The sequence below is a fragment of the Streptomyces kebangsaanensis genome (genome assembly GCF_001906585.1).
Taxonomy (GTDB): domain Bacteria; phylum Actinomycetota; class Actinomycetes; order Streptomycetales; family Streptomycetaceae; genus Streptomyces; species Streptomyces kebangsaanensis.
Genome location: NZ_JUJA01000058.1, coordinates 82,837 through 96,208 on the forward strand (window position 1 = coordinate 82,837; position 13,372 = coordinate 96,208).

Consider the following 13,372-nt stretch of genomic DNA (forward strand, 5'->3'; position numbering starts at 1 on the left):
CTAATACGGGCCATTCCACTCTGTAGGTCGATCGCTACAGAACGCGACATCGATCACGGAGTCACACCATGCTCGGCCTTATCGCCCGCCTCTTCGAGCCGCTGCTCAACCTCGTCGCCCCCGGTACAGGACGACGCCGGCTCGACGCGCAGGACGGCTACGACCTCCCGCCCCCGCCCGCCGAGGGCCCGACCCCGTACCAGTTCGGCGCACGCCCTCTTCGCGGCGAGGATCACAGTCTCGTACGCCCCTACCTCATCGCGCACGAGCGCCGAGAACAGGAACGACGCCGACAAGCCCGCCGCCGTTCCCTGCTGATCGCCCCACAGGGCCTCCACCTGCCCTCTCACCCACACCCGCACCCGACGCACTGCCTGGGACTGACCGCATGACACACAACGCCCTCATCCCCGCCCGCCTCCTGCCCTGGCCCGGCCCCGAAGGCAAGCCCTGCTATCTCCTGACCGACGGCAGCGGGCGTCTCTCCCGGGCCGCCGACACCGCCGAGAGCATCCAGCTCGACATGGCCGGCGACCTCCTCGCCCACCTCGCCGACATGCTGGACGACGAGCACGTGACCGTCGTCCAGCTCCGCTACCTCCTCACCCGCATGAACGAGGCCCTGACCGACGTGTGCCGCATCGCGGAGAGCAGGGGCGCCCGCCTGCGCGTGTATACCGAAGTCAAGGCCGGTACGGGTCCGAACGACACTCCCTCCCCCGAGACCGGTTCGTCGTGAGAGGGTGGCCAGGCTCCGGGGCAGAGGGACGAGGGGAGGACACGTGTACGTATCCGGAATCGGATTGTCGAATGTCCGAGGCTTCACCGGCGCTCGCACCGTGGAACGCCAACTCCCCCTGACCGCTCCCCGGGACGGCGGTGGCTGGACCGTGATCGCCGGGCGCAACGGCTCGGGCAAGTCCACGCTGCTGCGTGCCCTGGCCTTGTCTCTGGCGGGCCCGCAAGTGGCGCGGTCGCTGGTACAGGACTTCGGCGGCTGGATCAGCACCGGTGAGTGCTCCGCCTGGGCTCGGGCATACGTGCGCCCCGATCCCTCCGTCGACCGGTTCACAGGACGTGACGCGGTGCCGGACGACGGTCCTCTCGCTCTCGGGCTCCGCTGGGCAGTCCCCGAGGATGCGCTGGACCTGCCCCGCTACGGGGCTCCGCCGGAGCCGCGCCTGGTGTCCGACTGCGGTGGGGAGGACGCGACCAGAACCGCCGCGCGCGGTCCCTGGGCCCACAGTCCCCAGGGCTGGTTCTGCGCTGCCTACGGCCCGTTCCGGCGGATGACGGGTGGCAGCGGGCAGGCACAGCAACTGATGCTCGCGCCCGGCCCCGCGGGCCGGATGGCCTCCCTCTTCCATGAGGAGGCGTCGCTTGCCGAGGGAGTCTCCTGGTTGCGGGAGCTCAGACACCGGAGTCTGGAGGAGCAGCGGGACGCCGGTGAACTGCTCGACACGGTCATGCGGTTACTGTCCGACGGGCTGCTTCCGGATGGCTACCGCGCCCTGCGGGTGACCGCCGACGGGTTATGGGTGGCTCCCGCCGGTGATTCTGAACGGGCCTACCCCCTGCGGGAGATGAGCGACGGCTTCCGGGTCGTGGCCTCCCTTGTCCTGGACATCGTGCGGCAGGTGCAGAACGCGTACGGCACCCTGGATGCCGGCCTGGACGACGACGGGCACCCCGTGGTGCGGATGCCCGGTGTGGTGATCATCGACGAGGTGGACGCCCACCTCCACGTGACGTGGCAGCGCCGTATAGGCGACTGGCTGCGTACTCACTTCCCGCGGATCCAGTTCATCGTCACCAGCCACAGTCCGTACATCTGCCAGGCCGCCGACCCCGGCGGGCTGGTCCGGCTGCCCGGCCCGGAGGAGCAGGGCGGTCTGGAGGTCGTGGACGACGCGCTGTACCGGAGGATCGTGTACGGCAGCGGCGAGGACGCGGTGCTCTCCGAGTTGTTCGGGCTGGAGACGCCGTACTCGAACCGGGCCGAGGAGGAACGCCGCCGACTCGTGCGCCTGGAGGAGAAGGTCTTCTCGGGTGAGGCCAGCGAACAGGACGCCCTGGCCTACCGCGAGCTGGCCGCCCGGCTCAACAGCAGCCGTGCGGCCCGCGTGCAGGAAGTGGCGGCCCGGCTGGGGGGCGGCCAGTGATTCCGTTACGACGGCCGACAGCCGACGACGACCTGCTGAGACGGTGCGCGGAACGCACGGAGCAGATCCGGAAACTCGGGGCGACCAGCAAGGCCGCACAGAGCCAGTGGAGCGCCGCGGCCGATGAGAAGTCCGGCATCCGCGCACTTCTGTTCCGCATGGCACCAGGTGTGGGGCGGTGCATGTACTGCCTGAACAGCGCGGGCACGGACATCGAGCACTTCGAGCCCAAGTCCCGGCGCCCTTTGCGCACCTTCTGCTGGCACAACCATCTGCTGGCCTGCTCGCACTGCAACAGCAACTACAAACGCACGGAGTACCCGTGTGACGACTTCGGGCAGTGCCTGCTGATCGACCCGAGCGTGGATGACCCTTTCGACCACCTCGAACTCCTGCCGGCTACCGGGAAGTTCAAGGCCAAGACCCGCAAGGGCGATGAGACGTTGCGGGTCTTCGGTCTCAACGACCGCTTCGATCTGGTCTCCGGCCGCGTGGATGCCTACGTCAAGTGTCGCGATGTCCTCATCGCGTGGTACCGGTACATGGTGGGCGGAGACTTTGGCGAGGCGGAGCTCCGGGTGCACGCCCTGCACCGTGAGCCCTTCGCTGACGTACTGCGGGCCATCGAGGACATGGCCCGGCTGCCGTACGCGTCGCTGGCCCTGGGCTCCGAACTCGCCACCGCGCTGGAAGCCTGGCTGGCCACCGCGCGGGGCACAGTGCCGGAAGGACGTCTCCTCGCCAACGTGCCCACCGCACGGCCGGAGGCTTCAGCCGTCCTTCCCTCACCCATGGACGGCTGAAGCCCCCGCACTCACCGGCTCAGCCGCGCGAACCGTCGTACCGCCAGCGGGAAGAACACGGCGAGCAGGGCCAGGGGCCAGGCGACGGCCGCCCACACGTGCCCCGGCTCGCCGCCGGGGCCGCCGAACAGGTCGCGTACGGCCGTGGCGGTGTGGGACATCGGGTTCCACTGGACAACCGCGCCGAGCCAGCCGGGCATGGACTCGGAGGCGGCGAAGGCGTTGGACAGGAAGCCGACGGGCCAGACCAGGATCTGCACGGCCTGCACCGTCTCCGGCTTCCCGGCCACCAGCGCCAGGTGGATGCCGATCCACAGCATCGCGAACCGGAACAGCAGGAGCAGTCCCACGGCGCCCAGGAAACCGCCCGCGCTGCCGTGGGCGCGCCAGCCGAGCGCGGCGGCGACGGCGAGGAGCACCGCCAGTCCGATCGCCGACTGGAGCATGTCGGCCGCGGAACGGCCCACCAGGACCGCGCCGTCGGCCATCGGCATGGAGCGGAAGCGGTCGACGACACCCTTGTTCAGATCCTGGGTGACGGCGATCATGGTGCCCTCCAGGCCGAAGGCCATGGTCAGCGCGAAGATGCCGGGGACCAGGTAGTCGACGTAGTCGCCCGGGACACCGCGGCCTCCGCCGATCAGATAGCCGAACATCAGCAGGATCATCACGGGGAAGACCAGGCCGACGAGCAGTCGCACGGGTTGCCGCGCCCAGTGGGCGAGTTCTCGGCGGGTCATGGTCCAGCAGTCACTCAGCACGTAGGCGGTCACGCCGCGGCCTCCTTCGTACGGTCGTCCCGGTCCGTCAGGTGCAGGAACACCTCGTCCAGCGTGGGGCGGCGCAGGGCGACGTCCTCCGCCTCGATCCCGGCCTCCTCAAGGGCTCGTACGACCCTCGCGAGTGCCGCCATGCGGTCGGTGACCGGAGCGCTGAGCAGGCGTCGGTCGGCGTCCACCGAGACATCCGCCAAGACATTCGCGGAGACATCCGCGGAGACACCGGCGGAGCCGGCCCGCATCAGGGCCGCCACCGCGTCCAGCCGACCTGCGTCCCGCACGACCACGTCGATGCGGTCGCCGCCCAGCCGGGACTTGAGTTCCTCCGGGGTGCCGTCGGCGACGACCCGGCCCCGGTCGACGACCGAGACCCGGTCGGCGAGCTGGTCCGCCTCCTCCAGGTACTGGGTGGTGAGCAGCACCGTCGTACCGCCGCCGACCAGGGAGCGGACCGACGCCCACACCTCGGCGCGGCCCCGCGGGTCGAGGCCGGTCGTCGGCTCGTCCAGGAACAACACCTCCGGGTCGGTGATGAGCGACGCGGCGAGGTCGAGGCGCCGCCGCATGCCGCCGCTGTAGGTGCGGACGGGCTTGCGGCCGGTGTCGGCCAGGCCGAAGCGCGAGAGGAGCTCGTCGGCGCGCACGCGCGCGTGGCGGGCGCCCAGGTGGTACAGGCGGCCGAACATCTCCAGGTTCTGGCGGCCGTCGAGTTCCTCGTCGAGGGCCGCGTGCTGGCCGAGCAGGCCGATGCGGAAGCGAACCTCACGGGCCTCGGTCACCACGTCGTGCCCGGCCACCCCGATCCGGCCGGCGTCGGGCCTGACCAGGGTGGACAGGATGCGGACCAGGGTGGTCTTCCCCGCGCCGTTGGGCCCGAGCACCCCGTGCACCGTGCCGCGGGAGACATGGAGGTCGAGCCCGTCCAGTGCCTTCTTCTCGCCGTATCTCTTGCGTGCGCCTTCGACGGTGATCGCCGTGTCGGCCACTGACTGCTCCCCTTCTAATCAAATTTGACTACTCACTTCGGAAGTGGAAGGTAGCGCGCGAGTGCGCATTGGTCAAACTTGACTACCCGATGGACCCCGCTGCTTCAGCGGTCGTCCTCCGGGTGCCGCTCCCCCGTCGCGTACGGGTTCGCCTCGCCCTCGGCCAGAACACCGACGAACGGCTCGCCCTCGCCGACGAAGGTGTAGGCGCCGCGTTCGAGGCGTTCGATCAGGCCCCGGGTCCAGGTGGCGTCGGAGTCGGCCCGGTGGATCCAGAGGTTCATGATCTCGCCGATGTGGCCTAGCTGTTCGGGTCCGTCCTCGGGGACGTAGTGCTCGGTGACTGCGGTCCGCCACTGCTCGATCCGCCGGATCCGCTCCCGGAGCAGGGCGACCGCCTCGCCCCTCGGCAGGTCGACGAGGAAGCCGATGGCCGCGGACTGGACGTCCATCTTCTGGTCGTAGGCGACCAGGGCCTCCCTCAGCAGCCGGAAGTACTCCTCGGTGCCCGCGTCGGTGATCTCGTACTCGGTGCGGGGCGGACCGCCAGCCGTGGAGGGAGCGGTCTCGTGCACGTGCAGCAGCCCCTGCCTGGCCATCTGTTTCAGGGCGTGGTAGATCGAGCCGGGCTTGGCGTTGGACCACTCGTGCGCGCCCCAGTACTCCAGGTCGCCTCGCACCTGGTAGCCGTGGGCCCGCCCGTGCTGACGGACGGCCCCCAGTACCAGCAGACGGATTGCTGACATGCGCTCCAGGTTATGGCCGCCGGCCCAGCCAGCCTGCGCCAGGGCCGCCAGCTCGAACGAGGTCCTCCCGGACGTGCTTGAGCAGCCCGCCCAGGGACAGCTCGCTCGCGCTCGGACGGCTGCGGGCCCGCTCCTCGGTCAGCCCGGGCAGGGCCCGGCGGATCCCGCCGCGCTGCTCCTCCGGGAACGCCGGCAGCGCGCCCCGCTCGTCGCCCCGCTCCTCGGCTCGCACGTGGGCGACCATGACCGGCCGCCTTTCGTCGTGTCGGTGACCTCTTGCCCGGCACCCACGACGCTACGGGCCCTTGCGGACAGGTTCTGTCCGCAAGGGCCCGGGGCACGGAAGTACGTCCTCACGTGAAGTACGTCCTCGCGTGACGGCCCTCAGAACGGGAACCCGCTCCGCCCGTGCTGCACCGAGATCCACTTGACCGTGGTGAACGCGTCCACGGTCGTCTCGCCGTTCAGACGGCCGACGCCGGAGTGCTTCTCACCGCCGAAGGGGACGAGCGGCTCGTCGTGGACGGTGCCGTCGTTCACGTGGAACATGCCCGTGTCGATCCGCTGGGCGAAGGCGACCCCCCGCTCCACGTCCGCCGTGTGGACGGCGCCGCTGAGGCCGTACGGGGTGTCGTTGACGATCCGGACCGCCTCCTCCTCGCCGTCGAACGGGATGAGGAAGGCGACCGGGCCGAAGACCTCCTGCCGGAGCAGGGAGGAGTCGGCGGGCACGTCCGTCAGGACGGACGGCTCGACGAGGTTGTCGGTGGTGGTGCCGCGCACCAGGGCGGTGGCGCCCTCGGCGAGTGCCTGCTCGACGGTGCTCGAAAGGGCGTTCGCCTGAGTGGAGTTGATCACCGGTCCGATGACGGTCCGCGGGTCGCTCGGGTCGCCGACCTTCAGCGACTTCACCTTGGCGACGAACTTCTCGGTGAACTCCCCGGCGACCGAGCGGTCGACCAGGATCCGGTTCGCGGCCATGCAGACCTGGCCCTGATGGACGTACCGGCTGAAGACGGCCGCGTCGACCGCGTAGTCGAGGTCGGCGTCGTCGAGGACGACGATCGCGCTGTTGCCGCCGAGCTCCAGCACCGAGCGCTTGAAGTGGGAGGCGCAGACGGTGGCGACGTGCCGGCCGACCTTGTCGGAACCGGTGAAGGAGATGACCCTCGGGACCGGGTGTTCCAGGAAGGCGTCGCCGATCTCGGCTATGTCCGTGACGACGACGTTGAGCAGACCGGGGGGCAGCCCGGCGTCCTCGAAGATCTTCGCGATCAGGGTGCCGCCGACGATCGGCGTGTCCTGGTGCGGCTTGAGCACCACGCCGTTGCCGAGGGCGAGGGCCGGGGCGACGGACTTCAGGGACAGCAGGAAGGGGAAGTTGAAGGGGCTGATCACGCCCACCACACCGACCGGCACCCGGTAGACGCGGTTCTCCTTGCCGTCGGCCGGGGACGGCAGGATGCTCCCCTCGGGGCGCAGCGCCAGGTGGACCGACTCGCGCAGGAACTCCTTGGCGAGGTGCAGCTCGAAACCGGCCTTCAGGTGCGTGCCGCCGAGTTCGGCGATGATCACCTCGGTGAGCTCCCGCTCGCGCTCCTCGACCAGGCGCAGCGCCTTCTCGAGGACGGCCCGGCGGGCGTAGGGGTTGGTGGCCGCCCATTCCTTCTGGGCACGAGCGGCGCTCCTGTAGGCCTGATCCACCTCGTCGGCCGTGGCCGTGGTGATCGAGGCCAGCTTCTCGCCGTCGTACGGGTTGAAGTCGATGATGTCCCAGGAGCCGCTGCCCGGGCGCCACTCGCCGTCGATGTACTGCTGGGCCAGGTCGGTGAAGTAGGACGGCATCTGATCCCTCAATCCCCTGCTGCCGAGGTGGTCGAAGCAGTCGGAGCCCGATCAGCTCCCGATCACTTCCTGTCGGTCTGATCGCCCGTCATCGTACTTGCGAGCGAAAGGGGTTGGGGCTGGAAACGGCTTTCTGCCGGAATCCCTCCTGCGCCGGCGGGATCCCCGCACCGACGGGATCCTCCGCGGCGGCGGGGCCCTCCTCGGCGGCGGATTCCCTACGACAGCTGCAGCAGTCCGCGCAGCAGGTCGCGGCTCTCGTCCGGACCGGGGCTGTCGTTCCGCAGTTCCTCGAGCGCCTTCTCGTACTGGGCGACGTCCTCGCGCTTGTCCAGGTAGAGGGCGCTGGTGAGCTGCTCCAGGTAGACCACGTCCGACAGGTCGGACTCCGGGAAGCTGAGGATCGTGAAGGCCCCGGACTCACCGGCGTGCCCGCCGAAGCTGAACGGCATGACCTGCAGCCGTACGTTGGACCGCTCGGAGACCTCGATCAGGTGCTGCAGCTGGCCGCGCATCACCTCGCGGTCGCCGTAGGGGCGGCGCAGGGCGGCCTCGTCCAGGACGATGTGCAGGTCGGGGGCGTTCTCGGAGACGAGGTACTTCTGCCGCTCGAGCCGCAGCGCCACCCGCCGCTCCACGTCGGCCTCGCTCGCGTCCCGCATGCCGCGGCGGACGACCGCGCGGGCGTACGCCTCGGTCTGCAGCAGTCCGTGCACGAACTGCACCTCGTAGACGCGGATCAGCGACGCCGCGCCCTCCAGACCCACATAGGTGGGGAACCAGCTGGGCAGGACGTCGGAGTAACTGTGCCACCAGCCCGCGACGTTGGCCTCCTTGGCGAGGGAGAGGAGTGAGGTGCGCTCCGCCTCGTCCGTGATGCCGTACAGGGTCAACAGGTCTTCCACGTCTCGGGTCTTGAAGCTCACCCGGCCCAACTCCATCCGGCTGATCTTCGATTCCGAGGCGCGGATCGAGTACCCGGCCGCCTCGCGTGTGATCCCCCGGGTTTCCCGCAGTCGCCTGAGTTGCGAGCCGAGCAGCATGCGCCGCACCACCGATCCGGGCTCTCCCGCGCTCACGTTCGCCAGCCTCCCCAACCGTCTTCAAGGGCCGCAGTCTGCCACTAAATCACTCCGAGCTGTACTCGCGCGGTTACGGAAACGGAAAGAGGCCGGGGATTCCGGGCGGCCGGCGGCAGCGGGAAGCGGAAGGAGGCGACCGAAGAAGGCGACCGAGGGGCGAGAAGATGGCGGAAAAATTGGCCAACAAGCAGTACGGGACGACCCAATCCGGTCACGTGCACGTGCATCTGCCCTTGCATCTGCTGTACGCATCGGAAACCATGGTCCCGCACCACCGCCGCATCGCAACGACCGCGAATTCCCGGGAGTGCCTCGCATGGGGACGAATGGATCGACCATGCTCCAGCCGTTACGGCAGGGCCTTCCGCCGCTGGATCCCGCGGCCGTGTCCAGCGCCGCCTCCTGCGCTCTGCCCCCCCGCTACGAAGCGGTGCGCGAGGCAAGGCGGTTCACCCGCACCACGCTCGACCAGTGGGAGTTGGGCGACCGGTTCGACGACATCTGCCTGGTGGTCTCCGAACTGGTCACCAACGCCCTGCGGCACGGGCTGCCCCCCGCCCAGCGCCCCGCCGACGAAAGCCCGCGGACCGCGTGCCACACCCTGGCGCCGGCCGCACTTCCGCACGACACGGGCCCGCACGTGCGTCTGCACCTGCTGCGCTGGACCGGGCGGCTGGTGTGCGCGGTGCGCGACCCCAGTGGGGAGAGTCCGGTCGCCCGCGAGACGGAGGACTTCTCGGCGGAGTCGGGCCGCGGCCTGTTCCTCGTCGACTCCTTCAGCGACAGCTGGGGCTGGCACCCGATGGCGGGCGCCCTGCACGGCAAGGTGGTCTGGGCGCTGTTCCGGCTACGGCCCGCCGATTGACGAACAGCGTCGTTCCACTACGCCACTGTTCTACGCGCGTTACCGCGCGCTGTGCGCCAATTCGCCTGGGCTGCCGGGCGACTTGAGGGGACGTCACCCTGCGATCAGGTGGTCGAACTCGCCGTCCTTGATGCCCAGCAGCATCGCCTCGATCTCCGCGCGCGTGTAGACGAGGGCGGGTCCGTCGGGGAACCGGGAGTTGCGTACGGCCACCTCACCGCCCGGCAGCCGCGCGAACTCCACGCAGGAGCCCTGCGAGTTGCTGTGCCGGCTCTTCTGCCAGACCACCCCGTGCAGCCGCGTGGCCGCCATGCCGTTGTACACACCGAACCCCCCGTACCCGCCCTCGACGTCGTGGTCCACAGGTCGCTCCCCGTTGGTGCACTGGCTGGTGTGGCCATTGATGCATCGGTCAACTGACCCGGATCATAACCCTGTTCACATGCATATGCATGAACAGATGCACGTGCACGAGGAGTGGTTCGCCGGTTACAGCATCGGCTTCCGCTTCACCGAAGACGGTGAAGCGTCTGCCCCAGCTCCCGCAGGACATGCGAGCGCCATCCCCCGTCCATGATCTTTCGCGCCATCATCTGCGCCGGGTCGTCCGGATCGAATCCTTCGTGCACCAGGAAGAGACGCGTACCGCGGCCCTCGTGTTCCAATAAACAACGTCCATGTGAGCGTCCATTGACTGATCCCCGTCTGAAGGCAGGGAATCCCAGCCTTCAGGCTTGACGGAGGATTCCTGGCTCAGGCAGCCTCCCGGACCAACGGTCCGGGAGGTCTTGCGCCCTCGACGCCGGCCGGGTCCAGACCTGCCCGGACGAGCATCACGCGGGCGGAGTTCCTGTCCCTGGGGGACACGACTCCGCACGCGGTACACGTGTAGGTGCGTTCGGACAACGGCAGTGCGTGCTTGGCTCTCGCTCCGCAGGCTGCGCAGTCCATTGTGGTGTGCGCGGGGTGCACCAGGTGCACGGCCCGCGCGTGCTTGCGGCCCATCTCGATCAGAGCCTTCTTGGTGGCGCCGATGGCCGCGTCGGCGGCCTTGCGCGCCATCGACGTCTTGGTGAGAAATCTGGGGCGGAAGTCCTCCACGGCGATCACATCGTGATCGTTCACGACCTTCTTCGCCCACTTCCGACCGGTGTCCTGCCGCTGCCGAGCGACCTTCTTGTACGCCTTGGCCCGTGGATGTTTGGCCTCGCGGTAGCCCTTCGAGGCAGCCTGCCCCTTGACGGGCTTGCGACGGGCCATCATCCGGCCGTACCGCGACAGCTTCGCCCTGGCCTTCTTCCCGTGCTGGGCGTGGGGAAGATCGTGCGCATCGGAGGTGGTGGTCGCGGTCTGCTTCACGCCCCAGTCGACACCGATCACCCGCCCGGTGGGCGGCAGGGGTTGCACCTGGGCGGGGACGACGAAGGAGGCGTACCAGTGGCCGATGCTGTCGCGATAAACGCGCACGCTCGACGGCTCGGCGGGCAGGTCCCGTGACCACACCACGGTCAGCACGATCCCGCCCGCCAAGTGCAGGCGTCCGCCCTTCAGCCGGAAGCCGCGCTGGGTGTAGTTCAGCGTCGGGTCGGCCTCGCGCTTCTCCTTCCACTTGGGCATGCCGGCCCGCTGCCGCAGCGGCAGCCGGTCCTTGACGTCCTTGTGCGCTTTCGTCCGGGAGCAGCCGAAGTCCCGGACGATCTGCTGCTGTACAACCGAACTGCCCTCGCGCAGCCACGGTGTCACGCGCCGGGCCTCGGTCAGCATCAGATCCAGCTGCGCCGGGCCGCAGGTCTGCTTGTCCGCGGGGTGCACCGTGTTGTGCGTGTGCACGGCCTTGGACTTGGCCACGCACTCGTTCCAGACCCACCGGCAGCGGTCCCACTCCGCCAGCAGCACCGTGCGGGCGGTCGACGACAAGCGCAGCCGGTACGTGTACCGGGCGTGCACGGCCTCATCGGCTTCCCTCTGCGTCGTCACCATGCCAGCATGGCGCCGTGATTCGCTTCTCACTCCGAATCCTCGAAAACTCACACGGACGAGTGGTCACCCAGGCTGCCGTGGTGCAAACCGCGGCGGTGGGCCTGCTCGGCGCGCTCGCGCTGACCGCGTGCGACAGCGGCGGCTCCGACTCCAAGGGCGGCGCCACCGCCACACCGAGCGCGAGTGCGACCGCGACCGCGTCCGCCGACAGCGGTGACGGTGGCACGACGCCCAACGGCGGTGAGCCGGCCGGCAGTTGGCTCACCACCGCCGACGGCAGGGCCATGGTCCTGATCGTCGCCGGCAAGCAGGCCGTGCTCTTCTCGACCGGCCGGACCAGGTGCGGGGGGACCATGGGCGAGGAAGGCGGCAAGCACGTGATCCGCCTCAGGACGTGCGGGGCCCGTACGACGGGCACGGTGGAATCCGTCAACAAGACCACCCTCCGGGTCACCTGGGAGGGTGGTCTCGGCGAGGAGACGTACACCCGCTCGGAGGGCCCGACGCTGCCGCCGGGCCTGCCCACGGCGAGCCCGGACTCCTGACGCTCCCGGAGGCCGACGGCAGGGTGGGCAACCGCACAGCACGCTCGTACGTGATGATCCTTGGACATCGCCACGACCCGAGGAACCCCTTCATGCGCGCCATTCCGATCACCCTCGCCGCCCTCGCCGCGGCCCTCCTCCTCACCGCCTGCGACAGCGGCACCGACTCCGGGAACAAGGACTCCGGAAGCAAGAACGCCGACCTCCCGGCCTGCCGGATCGGCGAGCTCGAGGTGCAGGTCGGCCCCGCCAACGCCGCGCCCGCCGCCGGGGACACGGGCAACGTGCCCGTCACCCTCACCAACCAGGGCGCCCAGTGCACCCTGGAGGGCTTCCCCGACATCACCCTGTCCGCCGGCGGCTCCACGGCGACCGTCCCGGAGGACAGGACCGCCAAGCCGGAGAAGCTCACCCTCGCCAAGGGCGGCACGGCGTCCTTCACGCTCACGTACGTGCGGGGCGAGGAGGGCGACGCGAAGAGCCTCCCGGCGACGTCGCTGAAGCTCGGCCTGCCCGGAACGACCGGCAGCCAGGACCACAAGTGGTCCTACGGCCCGGTGCAGGGCAAGAAGGACGCGGGTGACCCGGACGCGTCGGTGACGGCCCTCCAGCAGGCGGGGGACTGACGGCGGCGCCCGCCGGAGCGTCAGCGCAGCCGGGGGCGGGCCTTCACCTCGGCCCGGTCCGCCGCCCGGGCGCCCTCCGTCCAGCCGGCCTCGTCGGTCACGCCGCGCAGACGGGTCGTGGCCGTCTCCGGGAACATGCGGTCCAGGCGGTCGGCGACCGCGACGTCCCGGCTCGCCAGGACGGGCAGCAGGTCCGCGGTGACCTGAGCCTCGGCGGCGGCCGCGAGACGGGTGCCGATGCGGTGGGCGTAGGCGGCAAGGAAGGACTGCCGAAAGGTCCTGGTGCGCCTGCGCCCGCCGGCTCTCTGTGCCGCTTCCGCCCCGGTCATCGCGGTCGTGGCCTGGACCAGCAGTGAGGTGTGGAGCAGTTCGACCGCGTCCAGGTCGGCCTCGAAGCCGACGACCGTGGAGAAGCCGAGGGATTCGTTCCACACGGCCCGGCAGCGGTTCGCCGTGGCGACCGCGTCCAGCAGCACCGCCTTGGCCTGTTCGTACGGCGGCTCGACACCGATGCGGCAGGCGCCGGGGGCTTCGGGCGACGGGGCGCGGGCGGCGAGCAGCGCCTCGTCGATGCTGTGCCGCGCCATCAGCTCCTGCGCCTTCGCGCTCAGCGCCTCCGCCTCCTCCGGGAAGCCGGTCGCCTCCGCCTTGGCGAGCAGCGCCCGGATCCGGGCCAGCATGCGGGACTCGGGCCGGGGCGTGTGCGCGGGCGCCGGCCCGTCCAGGTGTTCGAGCGTGGGCAGTCGCAGCAGCAGGCGGTACAGCTCCAGGACGGCGGTGGCGTACGAGAAGCGGTCGGTGCGGGGCGGCTCCTCGGTGGTCAGCTCGTCGAGCTGGGCGGTCCAGCGCGGGCCGCGCGGCCGGTCGTGCCCCGCCTGCGCACGGACGAGCGTCGCCAGCAGCCGTACGTGGACGTCGTCCAGCTCCCGCCGCACGATCCGTACGACATCGGC

At 70.1% G+C, this 13,372-nt stretch carries 15 protein-coding genes and 2 pseudogenes; 7 read left to right on the plus strand and 10 right to left on the minus strand.

Going from position 1 to position 13,372, the window contains the following annotated elements; genetic code table 11:
- Positions 1–68 precede the first annotated feature (68 nt).
- From RH94_RS08540 to RH94_RS08555, 4 genes are all read left to right on the plus strand, one after another.
- On the plus strand, positions 69–392 hold the full coding sequence (locus RH94_RS08540; RefSeq protein ID WP_073947027.1) for a hypothetical protein: 324 nt from the start codon (positions 69–71) through the stop codon (positions 390–392).
- Complete coding sequence (locus RH94_RS08545; RefSeq protein ID WP_073947028.1) at positions 389–739, plus strand: hypothetical protein; 351 nt, start codon at positions 389–391, stop codon at positions 737–739. The genes RH94_RS08540 and RH94_RS08545 overlap by 4 nt, the downstream gene beginning before the upstream one ends.
- A gap of 43 nt (positions 740–782) precedes the next feature.
- Positions 783–2,162: an AAA family ATPase gene (locus RH94_RS08550; RefSeq protein WP_073947029.1), complete on the plus strand. Its 1,380-nt coding sequence runs from the start codon at positions 783–785 to the stop codon at positions 2,160–2,162.
- Between the two features lie 182 nt (positions 2,163–2,344).
- Positions 2,345–2,965, plus strand: a complete 621-nt coding sequence (locus RH94_RS08555; RefSeq protein WP_143203977.1) for an HNH endonuclease family protein — start codon at positions 2,345–2,347, stop codon at positions 2,963–2,965.
- Between the two features lie 11 nt (positions 2,966–2,976).
- Here the strand turns inward: RH94_RS08555 and RH94_RS08560 are convergent, their stop codons facing one another.
- The 6 genes and pseudogenes from RH94_RS08560 to RH94_RS08585 all read right to left on the minus strand — a co-directional run bounded on the left by RH94_RS08560 (position 2,977) and on the right by RH94_RS08585 (position 8,364).
- A complete protein-coding gene (locus RH94_RS08560; protein ID WP_073947031.1) occupies positions 2,977–3,738 on the minus strand; it encodes an ABC transporter permease in 762 nt (253 codons plus the stop codon).
- Positions 3,735–4,730 carry an ATP-binding cassette domain-containing protein gene (locus RH94_RS08565; RefSeq protein WP_073947032.1) on the minus strand — a complete coding sequence of 332 codons (996 nt, stop codon included), beginning with the start codon at positions 4,728–4,730 and terminating at the stop codon, positions 3,735–3,737. The genes RH94_RS08560 and RH94_RS08565 overlap by 4 nt, the downstream gene beginning before the upstream one ends.
- Positions 4,731–4,834: 104 nt before the next feature.
- The gene (locus RH94_RS08570) at positions 4,835–5,476 is read right to left on the minus strand and encodes a PadR family transcriptional regulator (protein ID WP_073947033.1); all 642 of its coding nucleotides are present in this window, start codon (positions 5,474–5,476) and stop codon (positions 4,835–4,837) included.
- Positions 5,477–5,495: 19 nt separating this feature from the next.
- A pseudogene (locus tag RH94_RS08575) lies at positions 5,496–5,720 on the minus strand (mycothiol transferase); the annotation flags it as partial.
- A 140-nt stretch (positions 5,721–5,860) separates the two neighbouring features.
- Positions 5,861–7,321: an aldehyde dehydrogenase family protein gene (locus tag RH94_RS08580; RefSeq protein ID WP_073947034.1), complete on the minus strand. Its 1,461-nt coding sequence runs from the start codon at positions 7,319–7,321 to the stop codon at positions 5,861–5,863.
- Between the two features lie 218 nt (positions 7,322–7,539).
- A complete protein-coding gene (locus RH94_RS08585) occupies positions 7,540–8,364 on the minus strand; it encodes a helix-turn-helix domain-containing protein (protein ID WP_073947112.1) in 825 nt (274 codons plus the stop codon).
- 355 nt (positions 8,365–8,719) lie between these two features.
- Between RH94_RS08585 and RH94_RS08595 the strand changes: the two genes are divergently transcribed.
- Entirely contained in the window at positions 8,720–9,268 is a 549-nt protein-coding gene (locus RH94_RS08595) for an ATP-binding protein (RefSeq protein WP_199880901.1), read from the plus strand.
- 93 nt (positions 9,269–9,361) lie between these two features.
- Here the strand turns inward: RH94_RS08595 and RH94_RS08600 are convergent, their stop codons facing one another.
- The 3 genes and pseudogenes from RH94_RS08600 to RH94_RS08610 all read right to left on the minus strand — a co-directional run bounded on the left by RH94_RS08600 (position 9,362) and on the right by RH94_RS08610 (position 11,248).
- Complete coding sequence (locus RH94_RS08600) at positions 9,362–9,631, minus strand: DUF397 domain-containing protein (RefSeq protein ID WP_073947037.1); 270 nt, start codon at positions 9,629–9,631, stop codon at positions 9,362–9,364.
- Positions 9,632–9,777: 146 nt separating this feature from the next.
- Positions 9,778–9,964 (minus strand): annotated as a pseudogene (locus RH94_RS42800) (SRPBCC domain-containing protein); the annotation flags it as partial.
- A gap of 57 nt (positions 9,965–10,021) precedes the next feature.
- Positions 10,022–11,248 (minus strand): RNA-guided endonuclease InsQ/TnpB family protein, encoded by a 1,227-nt coding sequence (locus RH94_RS08610; protein ID WP_073947038.1) that lies wholly within the window; start codon positions 11,246–11,248, stop codon positions 10,022–10,024.
- Positions 11,249–11,325: 77 nt separating this feature from the next.
- Here RH94_RS08610 and RH94_RS08615 point away from each other — a divergent pair, with 77 nt between their 5' ends.
- Together RH94_RS08615 and RH94_RS08620 are read left to right on the plus strand one after the other, a co-directional pair.
- Positions 11,326–11,793 (plus strand): hypothetical protein, encoded by a 468-nt coding sequence (locus RH94_RS08615; protein ID WP_073947113.1) that lies wholly within the window; start codon positions 11,326–11,328, stop codon positions 11,791–11,793.
- A 92-nt stretch (positions 11,794–11,885) separates the two neighbouring features.
- A complete protein-coding gene (locus RH94_RS08620; RefSeq protein ID WP_073947039.1) occupies positions 11,886–12,419 on the plus strand; it encodes a DUF4232 domain-containing protein in 534 nt (177 codons plus the stop codon).
- Between the two features lie 20 nt (positions 12,420–12,439).
- Here the strand turns inward: RH94_RS08620 and RH94_RS08625 are convergent.
- Positions 12,440–13,372, minus strand: a 933-nt coding sequence (locus RH94_RS08625; protein WP_234425627.1) for a DUF2786 domain-containing protein, incomplete at its 5' end; no start/stop codon positions are given.

Coding starts and splice junctions, on each gene's coding strand:
- RH94_RS08620 (WP_073947039.1), top strand. CDS start 11,886: ATGCGCGCCATTCCGATCACCCTCGCCGCCCTCGCCGCGGCCCTCCTC.
- RH94_RS08555 (WP_143203977.1), top strand. CDS start 2,345: ATGTACTGCCTGAACAGCGCGGGCACGGACATCGAGCACTTCGAGCCC.
- RH94_RS08595 (WP_199880901.1), top strand. CDS start 8,720: ATGGGGACGAATGGATCGACCATGCTCCAGCCGTTACGGCAGGGCCTT.
- RH94_RS08585 (WP_073947112.1), bottom strand. CDS start 8,364: ATGCTGCTCGGCTCGCAACTCAGGCGACTGCGGGAAACCCGGGGGATC.
- RH94_RS08545 (WP_073947028.1), top strand. CDS start 389: ATGACACACAACGCCCTCATCCCCGCCCGCCTCCTGCCCTGGCCCGGC.
- RH94_RS08580 (WP_073947034.1), bottom strand. CDS start 7,321: ATGCCGTCCTACTTCACCGACCTGGCCCAGCAGTACATCGACGGCGAG.
- RH94_RS08610 (WP_073947038.1), bottom strand. CDS start 11,248: ATGGTGACGACGCAGAGGGAAGCCGATGAGGCCGTGCACGCCCGGTAC.
- RH94_RS08570 (WP_073947033.1), bottom strand. CDS start 5,476: ATGTCAGCAATCCGTCTGCTGGTACTGGGGGCCGTCCGTCAGCACGGG.
- RH94_RS08540 (WP_073947027.1), top strand. CDS start 69: ATGCTCGGCCTTATCGCCCGCCTCTTCGAGCCGCTGCTCAACCTCGTC.